Origin of the sequence: Marivita lacus, from assembly GCF_014637725.1 — a bacterium.
GTDB classification, from domain to species: domain Bacteria; phylum Pseudomonadota; class Alphaproteobacteria; order Rhodobacterales; family Rhodobacteraceae; genus Marivita; species Marivita lacus.
The window spans coordinates 582084-599438 of record NZ_BMFC01000001.1; the positions used below are offsets into that span (position 1 = coordinate 582084).

The 17355-nt window shown below is 60.8% G+C and carries 16 protein-coding genes; 9 read left to right on the forward strand and 7 right to left on the reverse strand.

Going from position 1 to position 17355, the window contains the following annotated elements; all coding sequences use genetic code 11:
* Window positions 1-183 precede the first annotated feature (183 nt).
* Complete coding sequence (locus tag IEV82_RS02830) at window positions 184-735, forward strand: MarR family winged helix-turn-helix transcriptional regulator (RefSeq protein ID WP_229747636.1); 552 nt, start codon at window positions 184-186, stop codon at window positions 733-735.
* Here IEV82_RS02830 and IEV82_RS02835 read toward each other — a convergent pair.
* From IEV82_RS02835 to IEV82_RS02860, 6 genes are read right to left on the reverse strand one after another with little or no spacing between them, the layout of a single operon-like run.
* Window positions 699-1073 carry a Na+/H+ antiporter subunit G gene (locus tag IEV82_RS02835; RefSeq protein WP_188480429.1) on the reverse strand — a complete coding sequence of 125 codons (375 nt, stop codon included), beginning with the start codon at window positions 1071-1073 and terminating at the stop codon, window positions 699-701. The genes IEV82_RS02830 and IEV82_RS02835 overlap by 37 nt on opposite strands.
* Window positions 1074-1082: 9 nt before the next feature.
* Window positions 1083-1352 carry a K+/H+ antiporter subunit F gene (locus IEV82_RS02840; RefSeq protein WP_188480430.1) on the reverse strand — a complete coding sequence of 90 codons (270 nt, stop codon included), beginning with the start codon at window positions 1350-1352 and terminating at the stop codon, window positions 1083-1085.
* Complete coding sequence (locus IEV82_RS02845; RefSeq protein WP_188480431.1) at window positions 1349-1840, reverse strand: Na+/H+ antiporter subunit E; 492 nt, start codon at window positions 1838-1840, stop codon at window positions 1349-1351. Before IEV82_RS02845 ends, IEV82_RS02840 begins: the two co-directional genes overlap by 4 nt.
* A 4-nt stretch (window positions 1841-1844) precedes the next feature.
* Window positions 1845-3377 (reverse strand): monovalent cation/H+ antiporter subunit D, encoded by a 1533-nt coding sequence (locus IEV82_RS02850; RefSeq protein ID WP_188480432.1) that lies wholly within the window; start codon window positions 3375-3377, stop codon window positions 1845-1847.
* The gene (locus IEV82_RS02855) at window positions 3374-3727 is read right to left on the reverse strand and encodes a Na+/H+ antiporter subunit C (protein ID WP_188480433.1); all 354 of its coding nucleotides are present in this window, start codon (window positions 3725-3727) and stop codon (window positions 3374-3376) included. Before IEV82_RS02855 ends, IEV82_RS02850 begins: the two co-directional genes overlap by 4 nt.
* Before the next feature lies 1 nt (window position 3728).
* Window positions 3729-6590 (reverse strand): monovalent cation/H+ antiporter subunit A, encoded by a 2862-nt coding sequence (locus IEV82_RS02860; protein WP_188480434.1) that lies wholly within the window; start codon window positions 6588-6590, stop codon window positions 3729-3731.
* Window positions 6591-6895: 305 nt separating this feature from the next.
* On the opposite strand from IEV82_RS02860, the gene IEV82_RS02865 reads away from it, so the two are divergent.
* Window positions 6896-7201, forward strand: coding sequence for a sensor histidine kinase (locus IEV82_RS02865; RefSeq protein WP_188480435.1), 306 nt, complete (start codon window positions 6896-6898; stop codon window positions 7199-7201).
* Window positions 7202-7267: 66 nt separating this feature from the next.
* Here IEV82_RS02865 and katG read toward each other — a convergent pair whose 3' ends face one another.
* Window positions 7268-9445, reverse strand: a complete 2178-nt coding sequence (gene katG / locus IEV82_RS02870) for a catalase/peroxidase HPI (RefSeq protein ID WP_188480436.1) — start codon at window positions 9443-9445, stop codon at window positions 7268-7270.
* A gap of 117 nt (window positions 9446-9562) precedes the next feature.
* On the opposite strand from katG, the gene IEV82_RS02875 reads away from it, so the two are divergent.
* The 7 genes from IEV82_RS02875 (at window position 9563) to urtE (ending at window position 17345) form a co-directional block, all read left to right on the forward strand.
* Window positions 9563-10462, forward strand: coding sequence for a hydrogen peroxide-inducible genes activator (locus tag IEV82_RS02875; RefSeq protein ID WP_188480437.1), 900 nt, complete (start codon window positions 9563-9565; stop codon window positions 10460-10462).
* 209 nt (window positions 10463-10671) lie between these two features.
* Window positions 10672-11028: a hypothetical protein gene (locus tag IEV82_RS02880; protein ID WP_188480438.1), complete on the forward strand. Its 357-nt coding sequence runs from the start codon at window positions 10672-10674 to the stop codon at window positions 11026-11028.
* Window positions 11029-11324: 296 nt separating this feature from the next.
* Complete coding sequence (urtA, locus tag IEV82_RS02885; protein ID WP_188480439.1) at window positions 11325-12611, forward strand: urea ABC transporter substrate-binding protein; 1287 nt, start codon at window positions 11325-11327, stop codon at window positions 12609-12611.
* A gap of 84 nt (window positions 12612-12695) precedes the next feature.
* Window positions 12696-14654 (forward strand): urea ABC transporter permease subunit UrtB, encoded by a 1959-nt coding sequence (gene urtB / locus IEV82_RS02890; protein ID WP_188480440.1) that lies wholly within the window; start codon window positions 12696-12698, stop codon window positions 14652-14654.
* Between the two features lie 3 nt (window positions 14655-14657).
* Window positions 14658-15911: an urea ABC transporter permease subunit UrtC gene (urtC, locus tag IEV82_RS02895; RefSeq protein ID WP_188480441.1), complete on the forward strand. Its 1254-nt coding sequence runs from the start codon at window positions 14658-14660 to the stop codon at window positions 15909-15911.
* The gene (urtD, locus tag IEV82_RS02900) at window positions 15908-16648 is read left to right on the forward strand and encodes an urea ABC transporter ATP-binding protein UrtD (RefSeq protein ID WP_188480442.1); all 741 of its coding nucleotides are present in this window, start codon (window positions 15908-15910) and stop codon (window positions 16646-16648) included. The genes urtC and urtD overlap by 4 nt, the downstream gene beginning before the upstream one ends.
* Window positions 16638-17345 carry an urea ABC transporter ATP-binding subunit UrtE gene (gene urtE / locus IEV82_RS02905; protein ID WP_188480443.1) on the forward strand — a complete coding sequence of 236 codons (708 nt, stop codon included), beginning with the start codon at window positions 16638-16640 and terminating at the stop codon, window positions 17343-17345. The genes urtD and urtE overlap by 11 nt, the downstream gene beginning before the upstream one ends.
* The last annotated feature ends 10 nt before the right edge of the window (window positions 17346-17355 follow it).

Genomic DNA, 17355 nt, shown 5'->3' on the forward strand with positions numbered 1-17355 from the left:
CGTCATTTCAACAACAAAGGCATATGTCATATTTTATACGTCTAATGCGCTTATAGCACACTTCACGTTCATACATTTATGTCCCGAGACTGGATTTGGTTCCAAAATTAATTAGTGTTGCAAAGTGCTTGTCTGCACCAAGCTCATTGAAGAGGCTGGCTTTTTCATGCGATGTTTCGCGCCATGACCACGGACTCCAATGCCCGCATGGATGACAGCCTGATCGCGTTGCGCAGAATTCTGCGCGCGACAGAACTTTATGCCCGTGACCTTGCCCATGCCGTGGGGTTGACCCCGGCGCAGTTGCGGGTGCTTCAGATCGTCGGTGGGAATGACAGCGTGACGCCCAAATCGCTGGCGACCCAGATGGGTGTCAGCCAGGCGACCGTTTCGGCGCTGGTGGACAAGCTCGTGGCGCAAGGGCTGGTGGAACGTGTGCCGTCTCTGCAGGATCGCCGTCAGACCAATGTGACCGTGACAAAGGACGGGCATGTCCGGCTGGAACGTGCGCCCGATGCCTTGCAGCAGCGCTATGTGCGTGCCTTCCTGGCCATGGCCGACTGGGAGCAGGCGCAGCTTGTCGCGACACTGGAACGGGTGGCGGACATGCTGGATGCACGGGGGCTGGACGCCTCGCCTGTCCTGACGACGGGCGAAATCAGGGCGAGCCGGAAAGCCGACTGGCCCGAGCCGTTGGCTCAGGAACCGGTGCGCGACTCGGGTGGTTCGTCGTAGATCGACCAGCCACAGGCGGTTTGGCTGTCCGGCAGATCGGATTCCTTGAGGTGCCGCGCCATGTAGGTCTTGGAGATGAAATTCGCGGTGATCGGCGCTGTCAGCAGCAGGAAGACCGAGATCAGCAATTCATGGATCGAAAGCGATCCCGTCTTGGCATAGAAAAAGATCATCGACGCCACCAGAACGCCACCAACCCCGAGCGTGGTCGCCTTGGTCGGGGCATGAAGCCGTTGCAGCGTGTCGGTCAGCTTGACCAAGCCATAAGACCCAACCAGCCCGAACACCCCGCTGACGACGAGGGCGCAGGCGATAAGAAGTTCAACCACGAAATTCATGACCTGCCCTCACTCGATGATGTCGCCGCGCAACAGGAAGCGGCAATAGGCGACGGTTGAAACAAAACCGACCATGGCGACCAGCATGGCAGCCTCGAAGTAGATGGCCGAGCCGCGCCACACACCGTAGAGCACCAGAAGCGCGATCACGTTGATGACCATGGTGTCCAGCGCGAGAATGCGATCGGCGGCGTTCGGACCCAGCGCGATGCGCCAGAGGTCCAGCAGCAGGGCGATGCCGTAGCAGGCTGCTGCAAAGATGATTGCTGCTTCGATCATTCAAAAATCTCCTTCAGCCGTCGTTCGTACCGGTTCTTGATCTCGTCCCGCACCGCATCGACATCGTCGGTGTCCAGACAATGGACAAGGATGCTGCGCGCATCCGCTGACAGCGTGGCCGAGACCGTTCCGGGCGTCATCGTGATTGTTCCGGCAAGCACCGTGATCGCCTCGGCAGAGGTGACCTCGAGGGGAATGACGATCCATCGGGAGCGGATGTTCTTTTCACGTTTGAACAGGATGATCGCGGCCACCTGCACGTTGGCGACAACGATGTCCCACAGAACGATCGCGACATAGGCAAAGCCCTTGAGCGGTCGGCTGATCTTGGGACGGTCCGGCCAATAGGGGGCGGTGAGCATCGGAATGACCACACCGAACAGAACGCCTAGCAGCGCGTTGCCGACAGTGAATTTGTTGACCAGGGCCAGCCAGACAAAAACAAGGGTCAGGCTGAGCAACGGGTGGGGGATCAGGCGTTTCAACATGCTCTCAACGCTCCTCGACCGGGGCAAGGACCGCCGAGATATACCCGGACCGGTCGAACAATTGCGCGGAGGTCTGTTCAAGATAGGAGGCAACCGGACCCGCAAAGATCGACAACCCGACCAGCGCGGCCAGTGCCAGCATCACCGGAGTGACTTCCGCCGGAGTGGCGTGAGCAGGAGCGGTCGTGTGGCCGGCCTCAGACGCTGGCGCGTCGATGGCGGTGGATTTCCAGAAGAGCGCGCTGCCCGCGCGGGCAAAGCCGACAATTGTCAGGAGAGACCCTGCAAGGATGGCTGTCCACGCCCAGACGATCACATCCGGCCCACGCAATGCATCAAGGACGAGCAGCTTGCCAAGGAACCCGCTGAGCGGCGGCATCCCGGCCATGGCGATCACTGATGCGAAGAAGATCGCGGCGAAAAGCCCGTTCTGAACGGTGGCGGCAGAGGGCGTGAGCGAGTCGCTGTTCCGGCGGCTGACCACCAGATCGGCGATCAGGAACAGGCAGGCCGCCGCGAAGGTCGAGTGGATCATGTAGTACAACGCCGCTGTCGTGGCGACGGGCGAAAAGACGGCAACCGCGACCAGCAGGGTGCCCATGGAACCGATGACCGAAAAGCTGATCAACGGCATAAGGCGGCGTGCGCCCAGCACACCGAACGCACCCAGCGCGATGGTGACGATGGCGGCGGGGAACAGCCACGCGTCGATCATGCCCTCGGTGCCAGCAACACCGGGGCCGAACACGACGGTATGAACCCGCAGGATGGCATAGGCGCCGACCTTGGTCATGATCGCGAACAGCGCCGCGACCGGAGCAGGCGCGTTGGAATAGGTGGCGGGCAGCCAGAACTGCACCGGGAAGAGCGCCGCCTTGACGGCAAAGACGATCATCAAAAGCATCGCCGCGACGCGCACCAGCCCTGCCTCATCCGCCGGGATGTCGGAGATCTTGGCGGCAAGGTCGGCGATGTTCAGGGTGCCGGTGCTGGCATAGAGCGTGCCCAGCGCAAACAGGAACAGCGTGGAGCCAGCGAGGTTCATGACCACGTATTGCAAGCCTGCGCGCATCCGTTCACGGCCCCCCGAATGGATCATCAGGCCGTAGGATGCGATCAGCAGGATTTCGAAGAACACGAACAGGTTGAAGATGTCTCCGGTCAGGAACGCGCCGCAGATGCCCATGAGCTGAAACTGGAACAGCGCGTGGAAATGACGCCCGCGATTGTCCCACCCGGTTGCCATCGCGTGCAGAAGGACCATCAGCGCCAGCACCGCCGTCAACAGGATCATGAGCGCCGACAGCCGGTCCAGCACAAGGACAATGCCGAACGGCGCAGGCCAGTCGCCCAAGCGGTAGATATGCGTGGTGCCGTCCATCGCCATCGCGATCAGCACCATCGAGATGGCCAGAAGCAGCACCGAGCCGACCATCGACGTGACGCGCGCCAGAACGATATCGTGGCGCATCATGAAACCGATGATCGGTGCGAGCAGTGCCGGGAGGACAACGGGAAGAATGATCCAGTGGCTCATTTCGCGGCATCCTCGTCGGTGTCGGTCGGGTCAATGTCGATACGGTCGGTGTCGGATTCGAGAAATGCGCCAAGCGAGATCATCACCAGAACCGCCGTCATGCCGAAGGAGATCACGATTGCGGTGAGCACCAGCGCCTGTGGCAACGGGTCGGTATAGGTGGCCTCGCCATATTTCGACAGGATCGGCGACATGTCGATCGCCAGACGACCGCTGGAGAACAGGAACACGTTCACCGCGTAGGACAGGAGCGCCAGACCGAGGATCACGGGGAATGTCCGCAACCGCAGCAGCAGGTAGACGCCGCCTGCAGTCATTGTCCCGATGGCGCTTGCAACCAGAAACTCCATGTCAGCGCGCCTCCGAGTTGTCTTCGGCCCGACTGGAGGGATCGAAATCCATCGGGTCCACGTTCACTGTGGTGCCCGCATAGCGCGCGATGCGCGACAGGCTGTAGAGCATGAGCATGACGGCACCCAGGACGGTCAGAAAGACCCCGAGATCAAAGAGCATGGCGGTGGCCAGCTCGAATTCCTCGATCGGGGGCAGATGGACATAGGTGTAGGAACTGGTGAGGAAGGGCGCGTCGAACACCCAGGCCCCTGCGCCGGTGACACCGGCGATGATGACGCCAAAGCCGATCAGCGTGTGATATTCGATGCGTTGACGATCCTGCGTCCAGGCAAAACCCGAAGCCATGTATTGCATCAAAAGGGCAATCGCGACGACCAGTCCCGCCACGAAACCGCCGCCCGGCTGGTTGTGGCCCCGCAGAAAGATGTAGATGCCGACCATGAGCGCAATCGGCATCAGCACGCGGGTGACAACGACCATCATGAGCGGGTGACGGTCCTTGGAGCGATCATTTGCATAATTGGCATTGCGCAGGCGACGCGCCGCCGGTCCTTCGAGAAGGGACTGCATCAGCGCGTAGATCAGCATGCCCGCGATCCCGAGAACGATGATTTCGCCGTAGGTGTCGTAACCCCGGAAATCCACAAGGATCACGTTCACCACGTTGGTGCCGCCGCCGCCTTCGTAGCTGTTGGCGATGTGGTAGGACGAGATCGTCGAGACATCGCGTTGCATGAAGGCGAAGGCCAGACCACCGACGCCCGCCCCTGCCGTGACCGCGATGATCCCGTCGCGGATCTTGAGCGACAAGGGGCTTTCCTTCGGTGTTTCCTTGGGCAGGAAATGCAGGGCCAGCAACAGCAGCATGATCGTGACGGTTTCCACCGAGATCTGCGTCAGGGCAAGGTCGGGCGCGGACATGTACACAAAGCCCGCTGAAATCGACAGGCCGATGATCCCGATCAGGACAAGCGCCCGGAAGCGGTGATGGTGCATGGTCACGACGGATATCGTGGCGACGACCAGCATCACCCAGCCCACGGCGATGATCGCGGGCACAGGCAGCATGTCGCGCGTGGGTTCCGACAGACCGCCACCTGCAAAGGCGATGGCACCAAGGGCAACGGAACTGACGGTGAAGATGGCAAGGTAGCGGCTGATCGCGCCGTTATGCGTGACTTCGGTCACGCTCCGGGTCATGGCGACGCACGCCGCGATCAGGCGGTCGAAGATCGCCTTGGCCTCGGGACGCGGTGCCTTGATCCAGGCCTTGTCCAACGGCGCGTGCAGCATCAGCAGGACCGCACCGCCGACGACCGCGATCACCGACATGTAAAGCGCAGGCGTGACGCCGTGCCAGATTTTCAGGTGCGGATCGAGGTCGGCCCCGGTCACGGCGCTCGCCGCGGCGGCGACGATGCCATCGGCGAGGAATGGCATGACACCGATCAGCACAACCAGAATCACGAGCAGCGCAGGCGCGGCCCAAAGACCAAAGGGGGGATCATGCGGCTTGGCGGGATAATCGTCGCGCACCGGGCCGAGGAAAACGTGTTTGATGAAGCGCAGGGAATAGGCAACCGAGAGCAGCGCGCCGATGGTGGCCATCACCGGAACCGCATAGTGGCTGGCCGCCCAGGAGGTGTGGGACGCTTCCTCAAGCATCATTTCTTTCGACAGGAACCCGTTGAACAGCGGAATCCCCGCCATCGACAGAGCCGCAACCGTCCCGATCACAAAGGTGATCGGCATCAGATGGCGCAACCCGCCCAGCCGCTTGATGTCTCGGGTGTGGGTTTCGTGGTCGATGATCCCGGCGGTCATGAAGAGCGCCGCCTTGAAGGTCAGGTGGTTGATGATGTGGAACACCGCCGCAACCGCCGCCGCTTCGGTGCCGAAGCCCAGAAGCATGGTCAGCAGGCCCAGATGGCTGACGGTCGAAAAGGCCAGAAGCGCCTTCAGGTCATCCTTGAAGAGCGCGATCAGCGCACCCAGCACCATCGTGATCAACCCAGTGGTCGCCACGATGTAGAACCACGCATCGGTGCCCGACAGCACCGGCCACATGCGGGCCATCAGGAACACACCCGCTTTGACCATTGTGGCGGAGTGCAGGTAGGCCGACACCGGCGTCGGTGCGGCCATGGCGTGGGGCAACCAGAAATGGAACGGGAATTGCGCCGATTTGGTGAACGCGCCGAGCAGGATCAGAATAAGTGCGGGCAGGTACCATTCGGACGCGCGGATCGCGTCACCCGCTTGCAGGATGTCGGTCAGGTTGTAGCTGCCTGCAATGTTTCCGAGGATCAGCATCCCGCCGATCATCGCGAGGCCACCCGCACCCGTCACGGTCAACGCCATGCGCGCGCCCTGACGGCCTTCGGGCAGGTGTTTCCAATAGCCGATCAGCAGGAACGAGGACAGCGATGTCAGTTCCCAGAACACGAGCAGCAACAAAATGTTGTCGGAAATCACGATCCCGAGCATCGCGCCCTGGAAGAGCAGCAGGTAGGTGTAGAACTGTCCCACAGGGTCGTCGCCAGACAGGTAGAACCGGGCATAGAGCGTGATCAGAAGCCCGACGCCAAGGATCATGCAGGCAAAGAGCAGCCCAAGCCCGTCGAGGAAAAACGACACGGACAGGCCCAGTTGAGGCAGCCACATGACCTCGGCCTGAATGACCTCGCCGTTCAGCACGGCGGGGGCGTAGGTGAGCAGCAGGATCAGGGCAATCGCGGTCGGTGCCGCTGTAAAACTTGCACATGCATTGCGCCCGGCACGAATCATGAGACCGGGCACGAGGGCGCCAACGAAGGGGAGCAGAGCGATGAGGAAGAGAACGTTGCCCGATGTGTTCATATCAACAGTTAATCCAACCCTGAATGCCTCGAAGCGGCATATCTCTAAAAGTAGAGGATGTAAAAGCCCCGGAGCGTGATGCACATGTCATGCCAGCCAGGTGACCTGGGACGAACCACGACCTCTGTGTCTGATTTCGTCCGTTCGGGTCGGAAGTTTAGCTTTGGCAAAGACAAACCCGGCATGTCACCGGGAAAGCACAGATGACCAAAGGGTAGGCTCTTTCGCGGAGCCGTCCAACCAAGCGACCGCTGGCGGCACCAAAGATAGGACGCGGATGATCCGTTCGACACGGGCTGGTATCCTTGCACGCGATCAAGTTCTCGCCTGCGGGCGGCACTGTCGGAATTCAGGCGCAGGCGATGGGAGAGGATCAGGTCGAAATCGTGTTCAGGGATAACGGTCCGGGCTTTCCCGAAGGCACCGCAGACGTGGCCTTTGTCGCGTTTGAAAGGCTGGGCCACGAGACCGGGACAAAATCGGGTGTGGGTGTCGGGCTGTCGCTGGCTCAGAAATTCGCCGAAGCGATGGGCGGCCGGATCAGAATAGATGAAACCCTGCGGTCCGGGGCGAAGGTTTCGCTCATTCTGCCACTGTCACTGCCGGAGTAACCACACAGCGGAACGGGTAAAAAGGACCTCCCGGGCGCGCGTGGCGCCCGGGAGGTCATGTCAGGTTCAGGCGACCAGATCGAAGCGGTCGGCGTCCATCACCTTGGTCCATGCATCGACGAAATCGCGCGCGAACTTGTCGGCGTTGTCGTCCTGGGCGTAGACCTCGGAATAGGCGCGCAGGATCGAGTTCGAGCCCAGAACCAGGTCGACGCTTGTCGCGGTCCACTTGACTTCACCGGTCTTGCGGTTGCGGATCTCGTAGGTTCCGTCTTCCACCGGGTGCCAGCTGTAGGTCATGTCGGTCAGGTTGACGAAGAAGTCGTTCGTCAGCTGGCCTTCACGATCCGTGAACACGCCATGTTTGGTTCCGCCGAAGTTGGTGCCAAGAACACGCATCCCGCCGATGAGAATGGCCATCTCGCGTGCCGTCAGTCCCAGCAACTGGGTCTTGTCGAGCGTCAGCTCTTCCATGGAAACCGCGTACTGTTCCTTCTGGAAGTTGCGGAACCCATCGACCAGCGGCTCGAGCACGTCGAAGCTTGCGTGATCGGTCATGTCGTCCGTCGCATCGCCACGACCCGGAGCGAAGGGCACGGCGATGTCGTGGCCAGCCGCCTTGAGCGACTGTTCCAGCCCGACATTGCCCGCGAGAACGATCACATCCGCAACCGATGCGCCGGTTTCGGCTGCAATCGGCTCCAGAATGCCCAGCACCTTGGCCAGACGCTCGGGTTCGTTGGCGACCCAGTCCTTCTGCGGAGCAAGACGGATGCGGGCACCATTGGCGCCGCCCCGCTTGTCGGAGGCGCGATAAGTGCGGGCGCTGTCCCATGCGGTTGCGATCATTTCGGCTGCGGTCAGGCCGCTGTCGGCGATCTTGGCCTTCACGGCCTCAACATCGTACCCGGTGTTGCCAGCCGGGATCGGATCCTGCCAGATCAGGTCTTCCGCGGGGACGTAGGGACCGTAGTAATTGGTCTTCGGGCCCATGTCGCGGTGCGTCAGCTTGAACCATGCTCGGGCGAAGGTATCGGCGAAATACTCGGGATCAGCGCGGAACTTCTGGCAGATGTCGTTGTAGATCGGGTCGACCTTCATCGCCATGTCGGCATCGGTCATCATGGGCATATCGCGCTTGGACGGGTCAGACGCGTTAACCGGCTTCTTGTCTTCCGGCATGCCAACCGGTTCCCACTGGTTTGCACCGGCAGGCGATTTGGTCAGCTTCCACTCATAGCCGAAGAGGTAGTCGAAATAGCCCATGTCCCACTTTGTCGGGTGCTGGGTCCATGCGCCTTCGATGCCGGAGGTAAAGGCGTTGGCCGCCTTGCCTTCGTGACCGGGGTTGGACCAGCCAAAGCCCTGGCTGTGCACTGGGCAGCCTTCGGGTGCGTCACCGATGGTATCGCCGGCACCCGCGCCATGCGCCTTGCCGACAGTATGACCGCCACAGGTCAGAGCCGCGGTTTCCTCGTCGTTCATCGCCATGCGCGCAAAGGTTTCGCGAACATGCAGAGCGGTGCGGGCGGGATCGGGTTGGCCGTTCACGCCTTCGGGATTCACGTAGATGAGGCCCATGTGCACAGCCGCGAGCGGGTTGTACATGGTCGCAGGCTCATCGAGGTTGCCATAGCGTTCCTCGGACGGCGCGAGCCATTCTTCTTCAACACCCCAGTTGACGTCTTCCTCGGGCGCCCAGACATCTTCGCGGCCAAAGCCGAAGCCGAAGGTCTTGAGCCCCATGGATTCGTACGCGGCGGTGCCCGACAGGATGATCAGGTCAGCCCATGAGAGCGCGTTGCCGTATTTCTTCTTGACCGGCCACAGCAGGCGGCGGGCCTTGTCGAGGCTGGCGTTGTCCGGCCAGGAGTTCAGCGGAGCGAAACGGATGTTGCCCGTTGCGGCGCCACCGCGACCGTCACCCATGCGGTAGGACCCGGCAGAGTGCCAGGCCAGACGGATCATGAGACCGCCGTAATGGCCCCAGTCCGCCGGCCACCATTCCTGGCTTTCGGTCAGCAGCGCCTCGACATCGGCCTTGACCGCGTTGAAGTCGAGCGCCTTGACCGCGTCGCGGTGGTTGTAGTCGGGGTCCATCGGGTTGGTGCGTGCGCCGTGCTGGTGCAGAATCCCGAGGTTGAGCGCGCTCGGCCACCATTTGGTGACACTGTTGCCAGTGCCGGTGTTGCCACCGTGCATGATGGGGCAGGCCCCTTTCGGGTCGAGATTGTTTCCGTCCATGATCTTTTTCCCTCGCAGTGAATCAGATTGGCCAAGAGGCCGGGTCTAGAATGGTTCTAACCACGTGGATCAATAATTTCCAATTGGATATTCAAAAAGAAATGATAAGTTTTCCAAATGATAGGACTGACCATCAAGCAGCTCAGATATTTCGACGCGCTGGCGCGGCATCTGCATTTCGGGCGTGCTGCCGAGGCCTGTACGATCTCGCAACCGGCACTGTCGTTGCAGATCAAGGAGTTGGAAAACATGGCCGGGGCCATGTTGGTCGAACGCGGTGCGCGGACCTTGCGTCTGACCCCTATCGGCGAGGATTTTGTCATCAAGGCGCGGCAGGTCTTGCTGGCCATCGACGAGCTGGAAGACCTGATGCGCGTGTCCCAAGGCCCGTTCGCCGGACGCTTTCGGCTTGGGGTGATTCCGACCGTGGCGCCGTATCTGCTGCCCGATACGATCACTGCACTGACCGGCCGCTTTCCGGATATCGACCTCGAGCTGAGGGAATCGGTCACGAAGTCGCTGGTGGCCGATTTGTTGGACTCACGGTTGGATGCGGCTATCGTCGCGCTGCCGATTTCGGAACCCGCGCTGCGGGAGTTCGCGCTGTTCCAGGAGGATTTCGTTCTGGTGCGCCCGCGCAAGGACGATGGCAAACCCGTTCCAAGCCCGGACATGCTCAAATCCATGCGACTTCTGCTGTTGGAAGAGGGGCATTGCTTTCGCGATCAGGCGCTGTCGTTCTGCGAAATCACCAAGACCCAGCCGCGCCAGTTGATGGAGGGCAGTTCCCTGTCGACGCTGGTGCAGATGGTCGGGGCAGGCATGGGGGTCACGCTGATCCCCGAAATGGCTGTTGCGCTTGAGACGCGCAATGCGAACGTGTCGGTGGTGACCTTTGATCGGCCGAAGCCCAATCGCACTATTGGCATGGTCTGGCGCAAATCGAACCCATTGGCGGATCACCTCATGGAGGTCGGGGCGATCGTGCGCGGCGTCGGGCAGAGGAGTGATCCCTGAAACCGCCCCCTGAAGCAATAATGACTCACTTTTGGAAAAAGCGGGGGCCTAACCCGCGTTAAGTTGCGAGAAAGAAAATTGTGCTACACGCTCAAATTATGGGCGTTTTGAAAACTTTCGGATATGCCACCTTGGTCACCTGTCTCGCCGCCACGGCTGCGATACCTGACCAAGACCTTTTGCACCGCGTGACCGCTTGTGTGGGCCGCATGTCGGCGCAGATCGAACATCACTGGCTGATGTCCGACCAGCCCACGGCACAGGTCGAAACCCGGCGCGACCACCTTGAAGACATTCTTGACGCCCTGACCTCTGCTGAAGAGGCGACCCGCATCCTTGCCGAACGCATCGAGGCCAAGGTCGCGCATGCCTCTCTTTTGACCCAAGCGGCGTTTTCCCAAGACCCGCGACGGGCTTCATGGGCGGAAAAACGGGCGGAACAGGAACTGGCCCATTGCCGCTCCATATTGCTGCACCCCGCGCCGGAAGGTGCTGCTACGCCAGACAACGCCCATGATTCCGACCTGAACCGCGTGAATCAGGAGGCATGGCACGCCTCGCAATAGCGACCTTGCTCATGGCTTTTGCACAAATATCAGACGAAGGTAAAAAATCCGCCTAAAATTTGTGCATCTGGGTCGGCAATCGCTAACAAGATCAACGACGTATTTCCCGACCTGAACATCTGCGGCCTAGATACCGGCGGCTGATGCGCGACATCAGCTGATCACGTGCGATGAAGCCGGCCGTTCAACTCCAGGCTCCACCGCACTCCGCAATAGACTTGCGTTTGCGATACCTGGGGCCTTGCTCTGCTCTTGGCAACCTTCGCGGCGCAGAACGTACAGAGGACGTTTGCATAATGTCGATGAAATTTCTCAGCACAACAGCAGCTGCCGCACTACTGGTTTCCACGCTTCCTGCTCTCGCACAGGATGTCACCTGCCCGATCAAGGTGGGTGTCCTGCATTCCCTGTCAGGCACGATGGCGATTTCCGAGACGACCCTGAAAGACACGATGGAAATGCTTGTCGAAATCCAGAACGACAAGGGTGGTCTTCTGGGCTGCGAGCTCGAGGCGGTTGTCGTTGACCCTGCCTCCGACTGGCCGCTTTTCGCGGAAAAGGCCCGCGAGCTTCTGACCGTTCAGAACGTGGATGTGATGTTCGGCTCCTGGACCTCGGTCAGCCGCAAATCCGCGTTGCCGGTTCTGGAAGAACTCAATGGCCTGATGTTCTACCCGGTCCAGTATGAAGGCGAAGAAAGCTCCAAGAACGTGTTCTACACGGGCGCCGCGCCGAACCAGCAGGCCATCCCGGCCACGGATTACTTCCTCGAGGAACTGGGCGTCGAGAAATTCGCGCTTCTGGGCACCGACTATGTCTATCCGCGCACAACGAACAACATTCTTGAAGCCTACCTGAAGGACAAGGGCATCGCGGAAGAGGACATCTTCGTGAACTACACCCCCTTCGGTCATTCCGACTGGTCCAAGATCGTCGCTGACGTCGTGGCGCTGGGTGCTGATGGCAAGAAGGTCGGCGTGATCTCGACCATCAATGGCGACGCCAATATCGGTTTCTACAAGGAACTCGCGGCCGCTGGCATTTCGGCAGATGACATCCCTGTCGTTGCGTTCTCGGTCGGTGAGGAAGAACTGTCCGGCCTGGACACAAGCAACCTCGTTGGCCACCTTGCCGCCTGGAACTATTTCCAGTCCGCAGACACACCGGCCAACGAAGAATGGGTCACCGCGTGGAAAGCCCGCATGGGTGAAGAGCGTGTGACCAATGACCCGATGGAAGCGCATTACATCGGGTTCAACATGTGGGTGAACGCGGTCACCGCTGCAGGCACCACCGATGTGGATGCCGTTCGTACCGCGATGTACGGGCAGGAATTCCCGAACCTGACCGGTGGAACGGCTGTGATGTTGCCGAACCATCACCTGACAAAGCCGGTTCTGATCGGCGAGATCCAGGCCGACGGCCAGTTTGACATCGTCAGCCAGACCGATCCGGTACCGGGTGACGCCTGGACCGACTTCCTGCCGGAATCGGCAGTTCTCAAGTCGGATTGGAAAGACCTTGGCTGCGGTATGTACAACACCGCGACATCGACCTGCGTTCAGATCAAGTCGAACTACTAAGCCCATGAGCGGTGCGTGGGAAACCACGCACCCTACCCCTACCGTAGCGTCTGCGCGCGCGGACAAAGGACGACGGATATCTCAATGCTGCGCTTTGCCGCCATTTTCTCTGCATGTCTGACGCTGGCTTTTCCGACCTCTGCCCAGCAAACGGATGCCCCCATCCAGCAATTGCTTCAGTCCCAAAGCGAACTCATCGTCGAAAGCTCCAGAGTGACGATCGGACCGGCCATCGATGCGCTTGCCAATAGCGGTTTGCCCGCGGCGCAGGTTGTCATGGACAAGTGGCAGACCCGAGAGATGTGGGTGAACGCCGAAACCGGCCTGTTCGTCTATGCCGAGGAGGTTGACGGCGACGCCTTGCGGATTTTCGATTTTGCCGATGGCAGCGAAATTGGCGTCGTCCCGGATGACGGGTTCGAACAGCTCAAGCCGAACTCGGGTATTCGCGGGTTGATCGGCACGGCGCTGGTGCAATTCCAACTCAGCGACACTGACCCGGACACGCGCCGCCGCGCGCTGGATGCAATCGAACGCGGCGCCGAGGAAAGCCATCTTGCCGCGCTGCGTGCCAGCCTTGCGAAGGAACCGGACGCGGTGATCCTTGCCCGCAAGCAGCGGCTGGAGCGGTTGCTGACCATTGCGTATGGCGCCACGAACGAAGAGCGGATCGTGGCGATCCAGAGCTTTGACGGTGATCTGGGCGTCGATGTGCGCGCAGCACTCAATCCTCTTGTTGCAGTGCGTGTCGAAGCGGCGGAAACCCTGCCCAGCGATCCCGATATCGGTCGGTCTCTGGACCCCGGATCGGACGCCCTGCCCCGCAACGATGCCTATGCCTTGCTGGTCGACGCTGACCTTGCCAAACCGCGCATCAGTGTCGAAGACCAGCGCGAGGCGCTGATTGCCAATATTGCGGATGGGCAGGTGGCCGGCATTCAGGTCGCTACGCTGGACAGCCAGACCGCGCGCGACATGGCTTATGCCGCCCTGGCGGACCAAGGCACCGTGACCGCTGTCGCGACCGAAGCCGAGGTCGATGAGCGGCTGTCGGACCATGTTTTCTACGAACGCTATATCGGCGCGCCCCCCGAAGTGGTTGCCGCGGCGCTGCTTGCCCTTGAGGCGATCGAGAACAAGGTCGCGCTCAACCAGGCGTTCGATCTTGGCCTCGATGCGCTGTCGCTTGCGTCGATCTATTTCCTTGCTGCCATCGGCCTTGCCATCACCTTTGGTGTAATGGGCGTCATCAACATGGCCCATGGCGAGTTCATCATGATGGGTGCCTATACCGGCTATGTCGTGCAACTCTTCATTCCCGATTACACCCTGTCGATCCTTGTCGCGATCCCGCTGGCCTTTGCCGTGACCTTCGGCGCAGGTGTCGCGATGGAGCGGCTGGTGATCCGCTGGCTGTACCATCGCCCGCTGGAAACGCTGCTTGCCACCTTCGGCATTTCCATCGCGCTGCAACAGCTGGCCAAGAACATCTTCGGCACGCAGGCCCGCCCGCTGACCGCGCCCGGATGGCTGGACGGGTCTCTGGTCATCAACGACATCGTGTCGATCAGCTATATTCGCATCGCGATCTTCGTGCTGGCGCTTCTGTTCCTCGCGCTGTTCCTTTTCGTGATGAACCGCACCCGTCTTGGCCTCGAAGTGCGCGCGGTGACGCAGAACCCGCGCATGGCGGCGTCGATGGGGATCAACCCCGACAAGATCAACATGCTGACCTTTGGTTTCGGGTCGGGCATCGCCGGCATCGCCGGGGTTGCCATCGGGCTGTATGCCAAGGTGACCTCGGAAATGGGGAGCGATTACATCGTGCAAAGCTTCATGACCGTGGTGGTCGGCGGAGTGGGCAACATCTGGGGCACACTGCTGGGCGCCACCATGGTCGGTTTCCTGCAAAAGGGGATCGAGTGGTTCAACCCGTCCAACACCCTGGCGGCGCAGACCTACATGATCCTGTTCATCATTCTGTTCATCCAGTTCCGGCCAAAGGGCATCATCGCCCTCAAGGGCCGCGCGGCGGAGGCGTGAAGCATGACTGACGCAGCCCTTCCCCGCCGCCAGCCCATCGCCCTTCGCTTCCCGTCGGTGATGATCTTTCTGGCCATCCTCGCGCTGTTCACAGTTGGTGTGACGATCCTGTCCGAAGGGTTCGGCATCGGTGTGATCTCGACCAGCTTCATCAAGACGCTGGGCAAGACCCTGTGCCTGTGCCTCGTGGCGCTCGCGATGGATCTGGTCTGGGGTTATTGCGGTATCCTCAGCCTTGGCCACATGGCGTTTTTCGGCCTTGGTGGATACGCGATCGGCATGTGGCTGATGTATGCGCGGACCGAGATCATCGTTCTGGAAAGCCTTTCCGCAGCACCTTTGCCGCCCACGCCGACAGAAGTGTCGGACGGCATCGCCAGCCAGATCTTCGGCGTTGTCGGCGCGTCGGAGTTTCCGCCTGTCTGGGCCTTTGCCCATTCCCTGCCGCTGCAACTCTTGGCCGTTGTCCTGGTGCCCGGCCTTCTGGCGCTGGTATTCGGCTGGCTGGCATTCCGCAGCCGCGTCACGGGTGTATACCTGTCGATCCTGACGCAGGCGATGACCTTGGCGCTTTCGCTGCATCTGTTCCAGAACGACAGCGGCTTGCGCGGCAACAATGGCCTGTCTGGTCTTCAGAACATTCCCGGACTGTCTGACACACCGCAATCCACGGTCTCGATCTGGTTCTTCTGGGCCTCCGCTGTGGCGCTCGGCCTTGGCTATCTTCTTTGTGCCTGGGTCGTGTCGGGCAAGTTCGGATCGGTCATTCGCGCCATCCGCGACGACGAAGCCCGCGTGCGGTTCCTGGGCTATCCCGTCGAGGCGTTCAAGCTGGCGATCTTTACCCTGACGGCCGTGATCGCGGGCATCGCGGGTGCGCTTTACTATCCGCAGGCAGGCATCATCAATCCGGCCGAGATTGCGCCCATTGCGTCGATCTACCTGGCGGTCTGGGTCGCCATCGGTGGGCGCGGCAGGCTCTATGGCGCGGTCATTGGCGCGGCGTTTGTCTCGTTGGTGTCGACATGGTTCACCGGCGGTCAGGCCCCCGACATCAACCTTGGCTTTTACACAATCAACTGGGTCGATTGGTGGACCGTGCTGCTGGGGGTGTCCTTTGTCTGTGTGACGCTGTTCGCGCCCAAGGGCATCGGCGGTCTGGTCGATATCCTGATCGACCGCAAGAGCCCCAGCAGACATGGCGCAGACCTTGGCCCGGATCAGGGCGCATTGCGCGAACAGGAGGCCGAGAAATGAGCACGCTTCTTGAAGTGTCCGGCGTGTCGGTGTCCTTTGACGGGTTCAAGGCCATCAACAACCTGTCCTTCCAGATCGCCGAGCGGGAATTGCGCGCGGTGATCGGGCCGAACGGCGCGGGCAAGACCACGTTCATGGACATCATCACCGGCAAGACAAAACCTGATGAAGGCCGTGTGATTTATGGCGAGAAGAGCGTGTCGCTGCTCAAGATGTCGGAAAGCAAGATCGCGCAGGCCGGTGTGGGCCGCAAATTTCAGCGCCCCACCGTGTTCGAGGACCAGAGCGTGTTCGACAACCTGATGATGGCGCTCAAGAAAACGCGCAGTCCTCTGGCGGTGCTGTTCTTCAAACCCGCGTCAGAGGACAACGACAAGGTGGCCGCGCTTGCCGAACAGATTGGCTTGTCGGCAGCGCTTTATCGCAAGTCGGGCGAGTTGAGCCACGGTCAGAAACAGTGGCTGGAAATCGGCATGCTGCTGGCGCAAGACCCGCGCCTTTTGCTGGTCGATGAACCCGCCGCCGGGATGACACCGTCAGAACGCGAACACACCACCGACATCCTGCGCGAGGCTGCAAAGACCCGCGCCGTTGTCGTGGTGGAACATGACATGGAATTCGTGCGCCGCCTGAACTGCAAGGTGACTGTGCTGCATGAAGGGTCGGTACTGGCGGAAGGATCGCTGGACCACGTGACGAAGAACCAACAGGTGATCGAGGTGTATCTTGGCCGATGAAGTCCTGCGCACGAAGGGCCTGACCCTGCATTATGGCGGCAGCCAGATCCTGAACGGCATCGACATGGCCGCGCATCGGGGTGAGATCACCTGCGTCATGGGCACCAACGGCGTCGGCAAGACAAGCCTTCTCAAGGCGATCTCGGGTACACATGCCTATTCCGGTGGGACGCTGTCGCTGAACGGCGAGGACATCAGATCGGCGAGTGCCCATGCGCTGGCCCAGAAAGGTGTCGCCTATGTCCCGCAGGGGCGCGATATATTCCCCCTGCTCACCGTGCGCGAGAACCTTGAAACCGGGTTTGCCTGCCTGCCGAAGTCGGAACATCAGATCCCGGATCACATCTACGACCTGTTCCCGATCCTGAAGGACTTCCTGCACCGGCGGGGCGGCGACCTGTCGGGCGGGCAGCAACAACAGCTTGCGATTGCGCGGGCACTGATCACCAAGCCGAAGCTCCTGCTTCTGGATGAACCGACCGAAGGCATCCAGCCTAACATCATCCAGCAGATCGGACGGGTGATTTCCCTGCTGCGCGAACAGGCCGACATGGCGATTGTGTTGGTCGAACAGTATTTCAGCTTTGCCTACGACCTTGGCGACCGTTTCTACGTCCTGGAACGCGGTGCCGTGAAGATGAGCGGTCCGAAAGGGGATCTGGACCGCGACGCCTTGCTGGCCGGGGTGTCGGTCTAGGCTGCCTTGA

What these genes read in the sequence shown, in the direction of transcription:
- urtC (WP_188480441.1), top strand. Translation starts at nt 14,658, where the DNA reads ATGACTGACGCAGCCCTTCCCCGCCGCCAGCCCATCGCCCTTCGCTTC.
- katG (WP_188480436.1), bottom strand. Translation starts at nt 9,445, where the DNA reads ATGGACGGAAACAATCTCGACCCGAAAGGGGCCTGCCCCATCATGCAC.
- IEV82_RS02840 (WP_188480430.1), bottom strand. Translation starts at nt 1,352, where the DNA reads ATGATCGAAGCAGCAATCATCTTTGCAGCAGCCTGCTACGGCATCGCC.
- IEV82_RS02845 (WP_188480431.1), bottom strand. Translation starts at nt 1,840, where the DNA reads ATGTTGAAACGCCTGATCCCCCACCCGTTGCTCAGCCTGACCCTTGTT.
- IEV82_RS02880 (WP_188480438.1), top strand. Translation starts at nt 10,672, where the DNA reads ATGTCGGCGCAGATCGAACATCACTGGCTGATGTCCGACCAGCCCACG.
- IEV82_RS02875 (WP_188480437.1), top strand. Translation starts at nt 9,563, where the DNA reads ATGATAGGACTGACCATCAAGCAGCTCAGATATTTCGACGCGCTGGCG.
- urtB (WP_188480440.1), top strand. Translation starts at nt 12,696, where the DNA reads ATGCTGCGCTTTGCCGCCATTTTCTCTGCATGTCTGACGCTGGCTTTT.
- IEV82_RS02835 (WP_188480429.1), bottom strand. Translation starts at nt 1,073, where the DNA reads ATGAATTTCGTGGTTGAACTTCTTATCGCCTGCGCCCTCGTCGTCAGC.
- urtD (WP_188480442.1), top strand. Translation starts at nt 15,908, where the DNA reads ATGAGCACGCTTCTTGAAGTGTCCGGCGTGTCGGTGTCCTTTGACGGG.
- urtA (WP_188480439.1), top strand. Translation starts at nt 11,325, where the DNA reads ATGTCGATGAAATTTCTCAGCACAACAGCAGCTGCCGCACTACTGGTT.
- IEV82_RS02860 (WP_188480434.1), bottom strand. Translation starts at nt 6,590, where the DNA reads ATGAACACATCGGGCAACGTTCTCTTCCTCATCGCTCTGCTCCCCTTC.
- IEV82_RS02850 (WP_188480432.1), bottom strand. Translation starts at nt 3,377, where the DNA reads ATGAGCCACTGGATCATTCTTCCCGTTGTCCTCCCGGCACTGCTCGCA.
- IEV82_RS02855 (WP_188480433.1), bottom strand. Translation starts at nt 3,727, where the DNA reads ATGGAGTTTCTGGTTGCAAGCGCCATCGGGACAATGACTGCAGGCGGC.
- IEV82_RS02830 (WP_229747636.1), top strand. Translation starts at nt 184, where the DNA reads ATGACCACGGACTCCAATGCCCGCATGGATGACAGCCTGATCGCGTTG.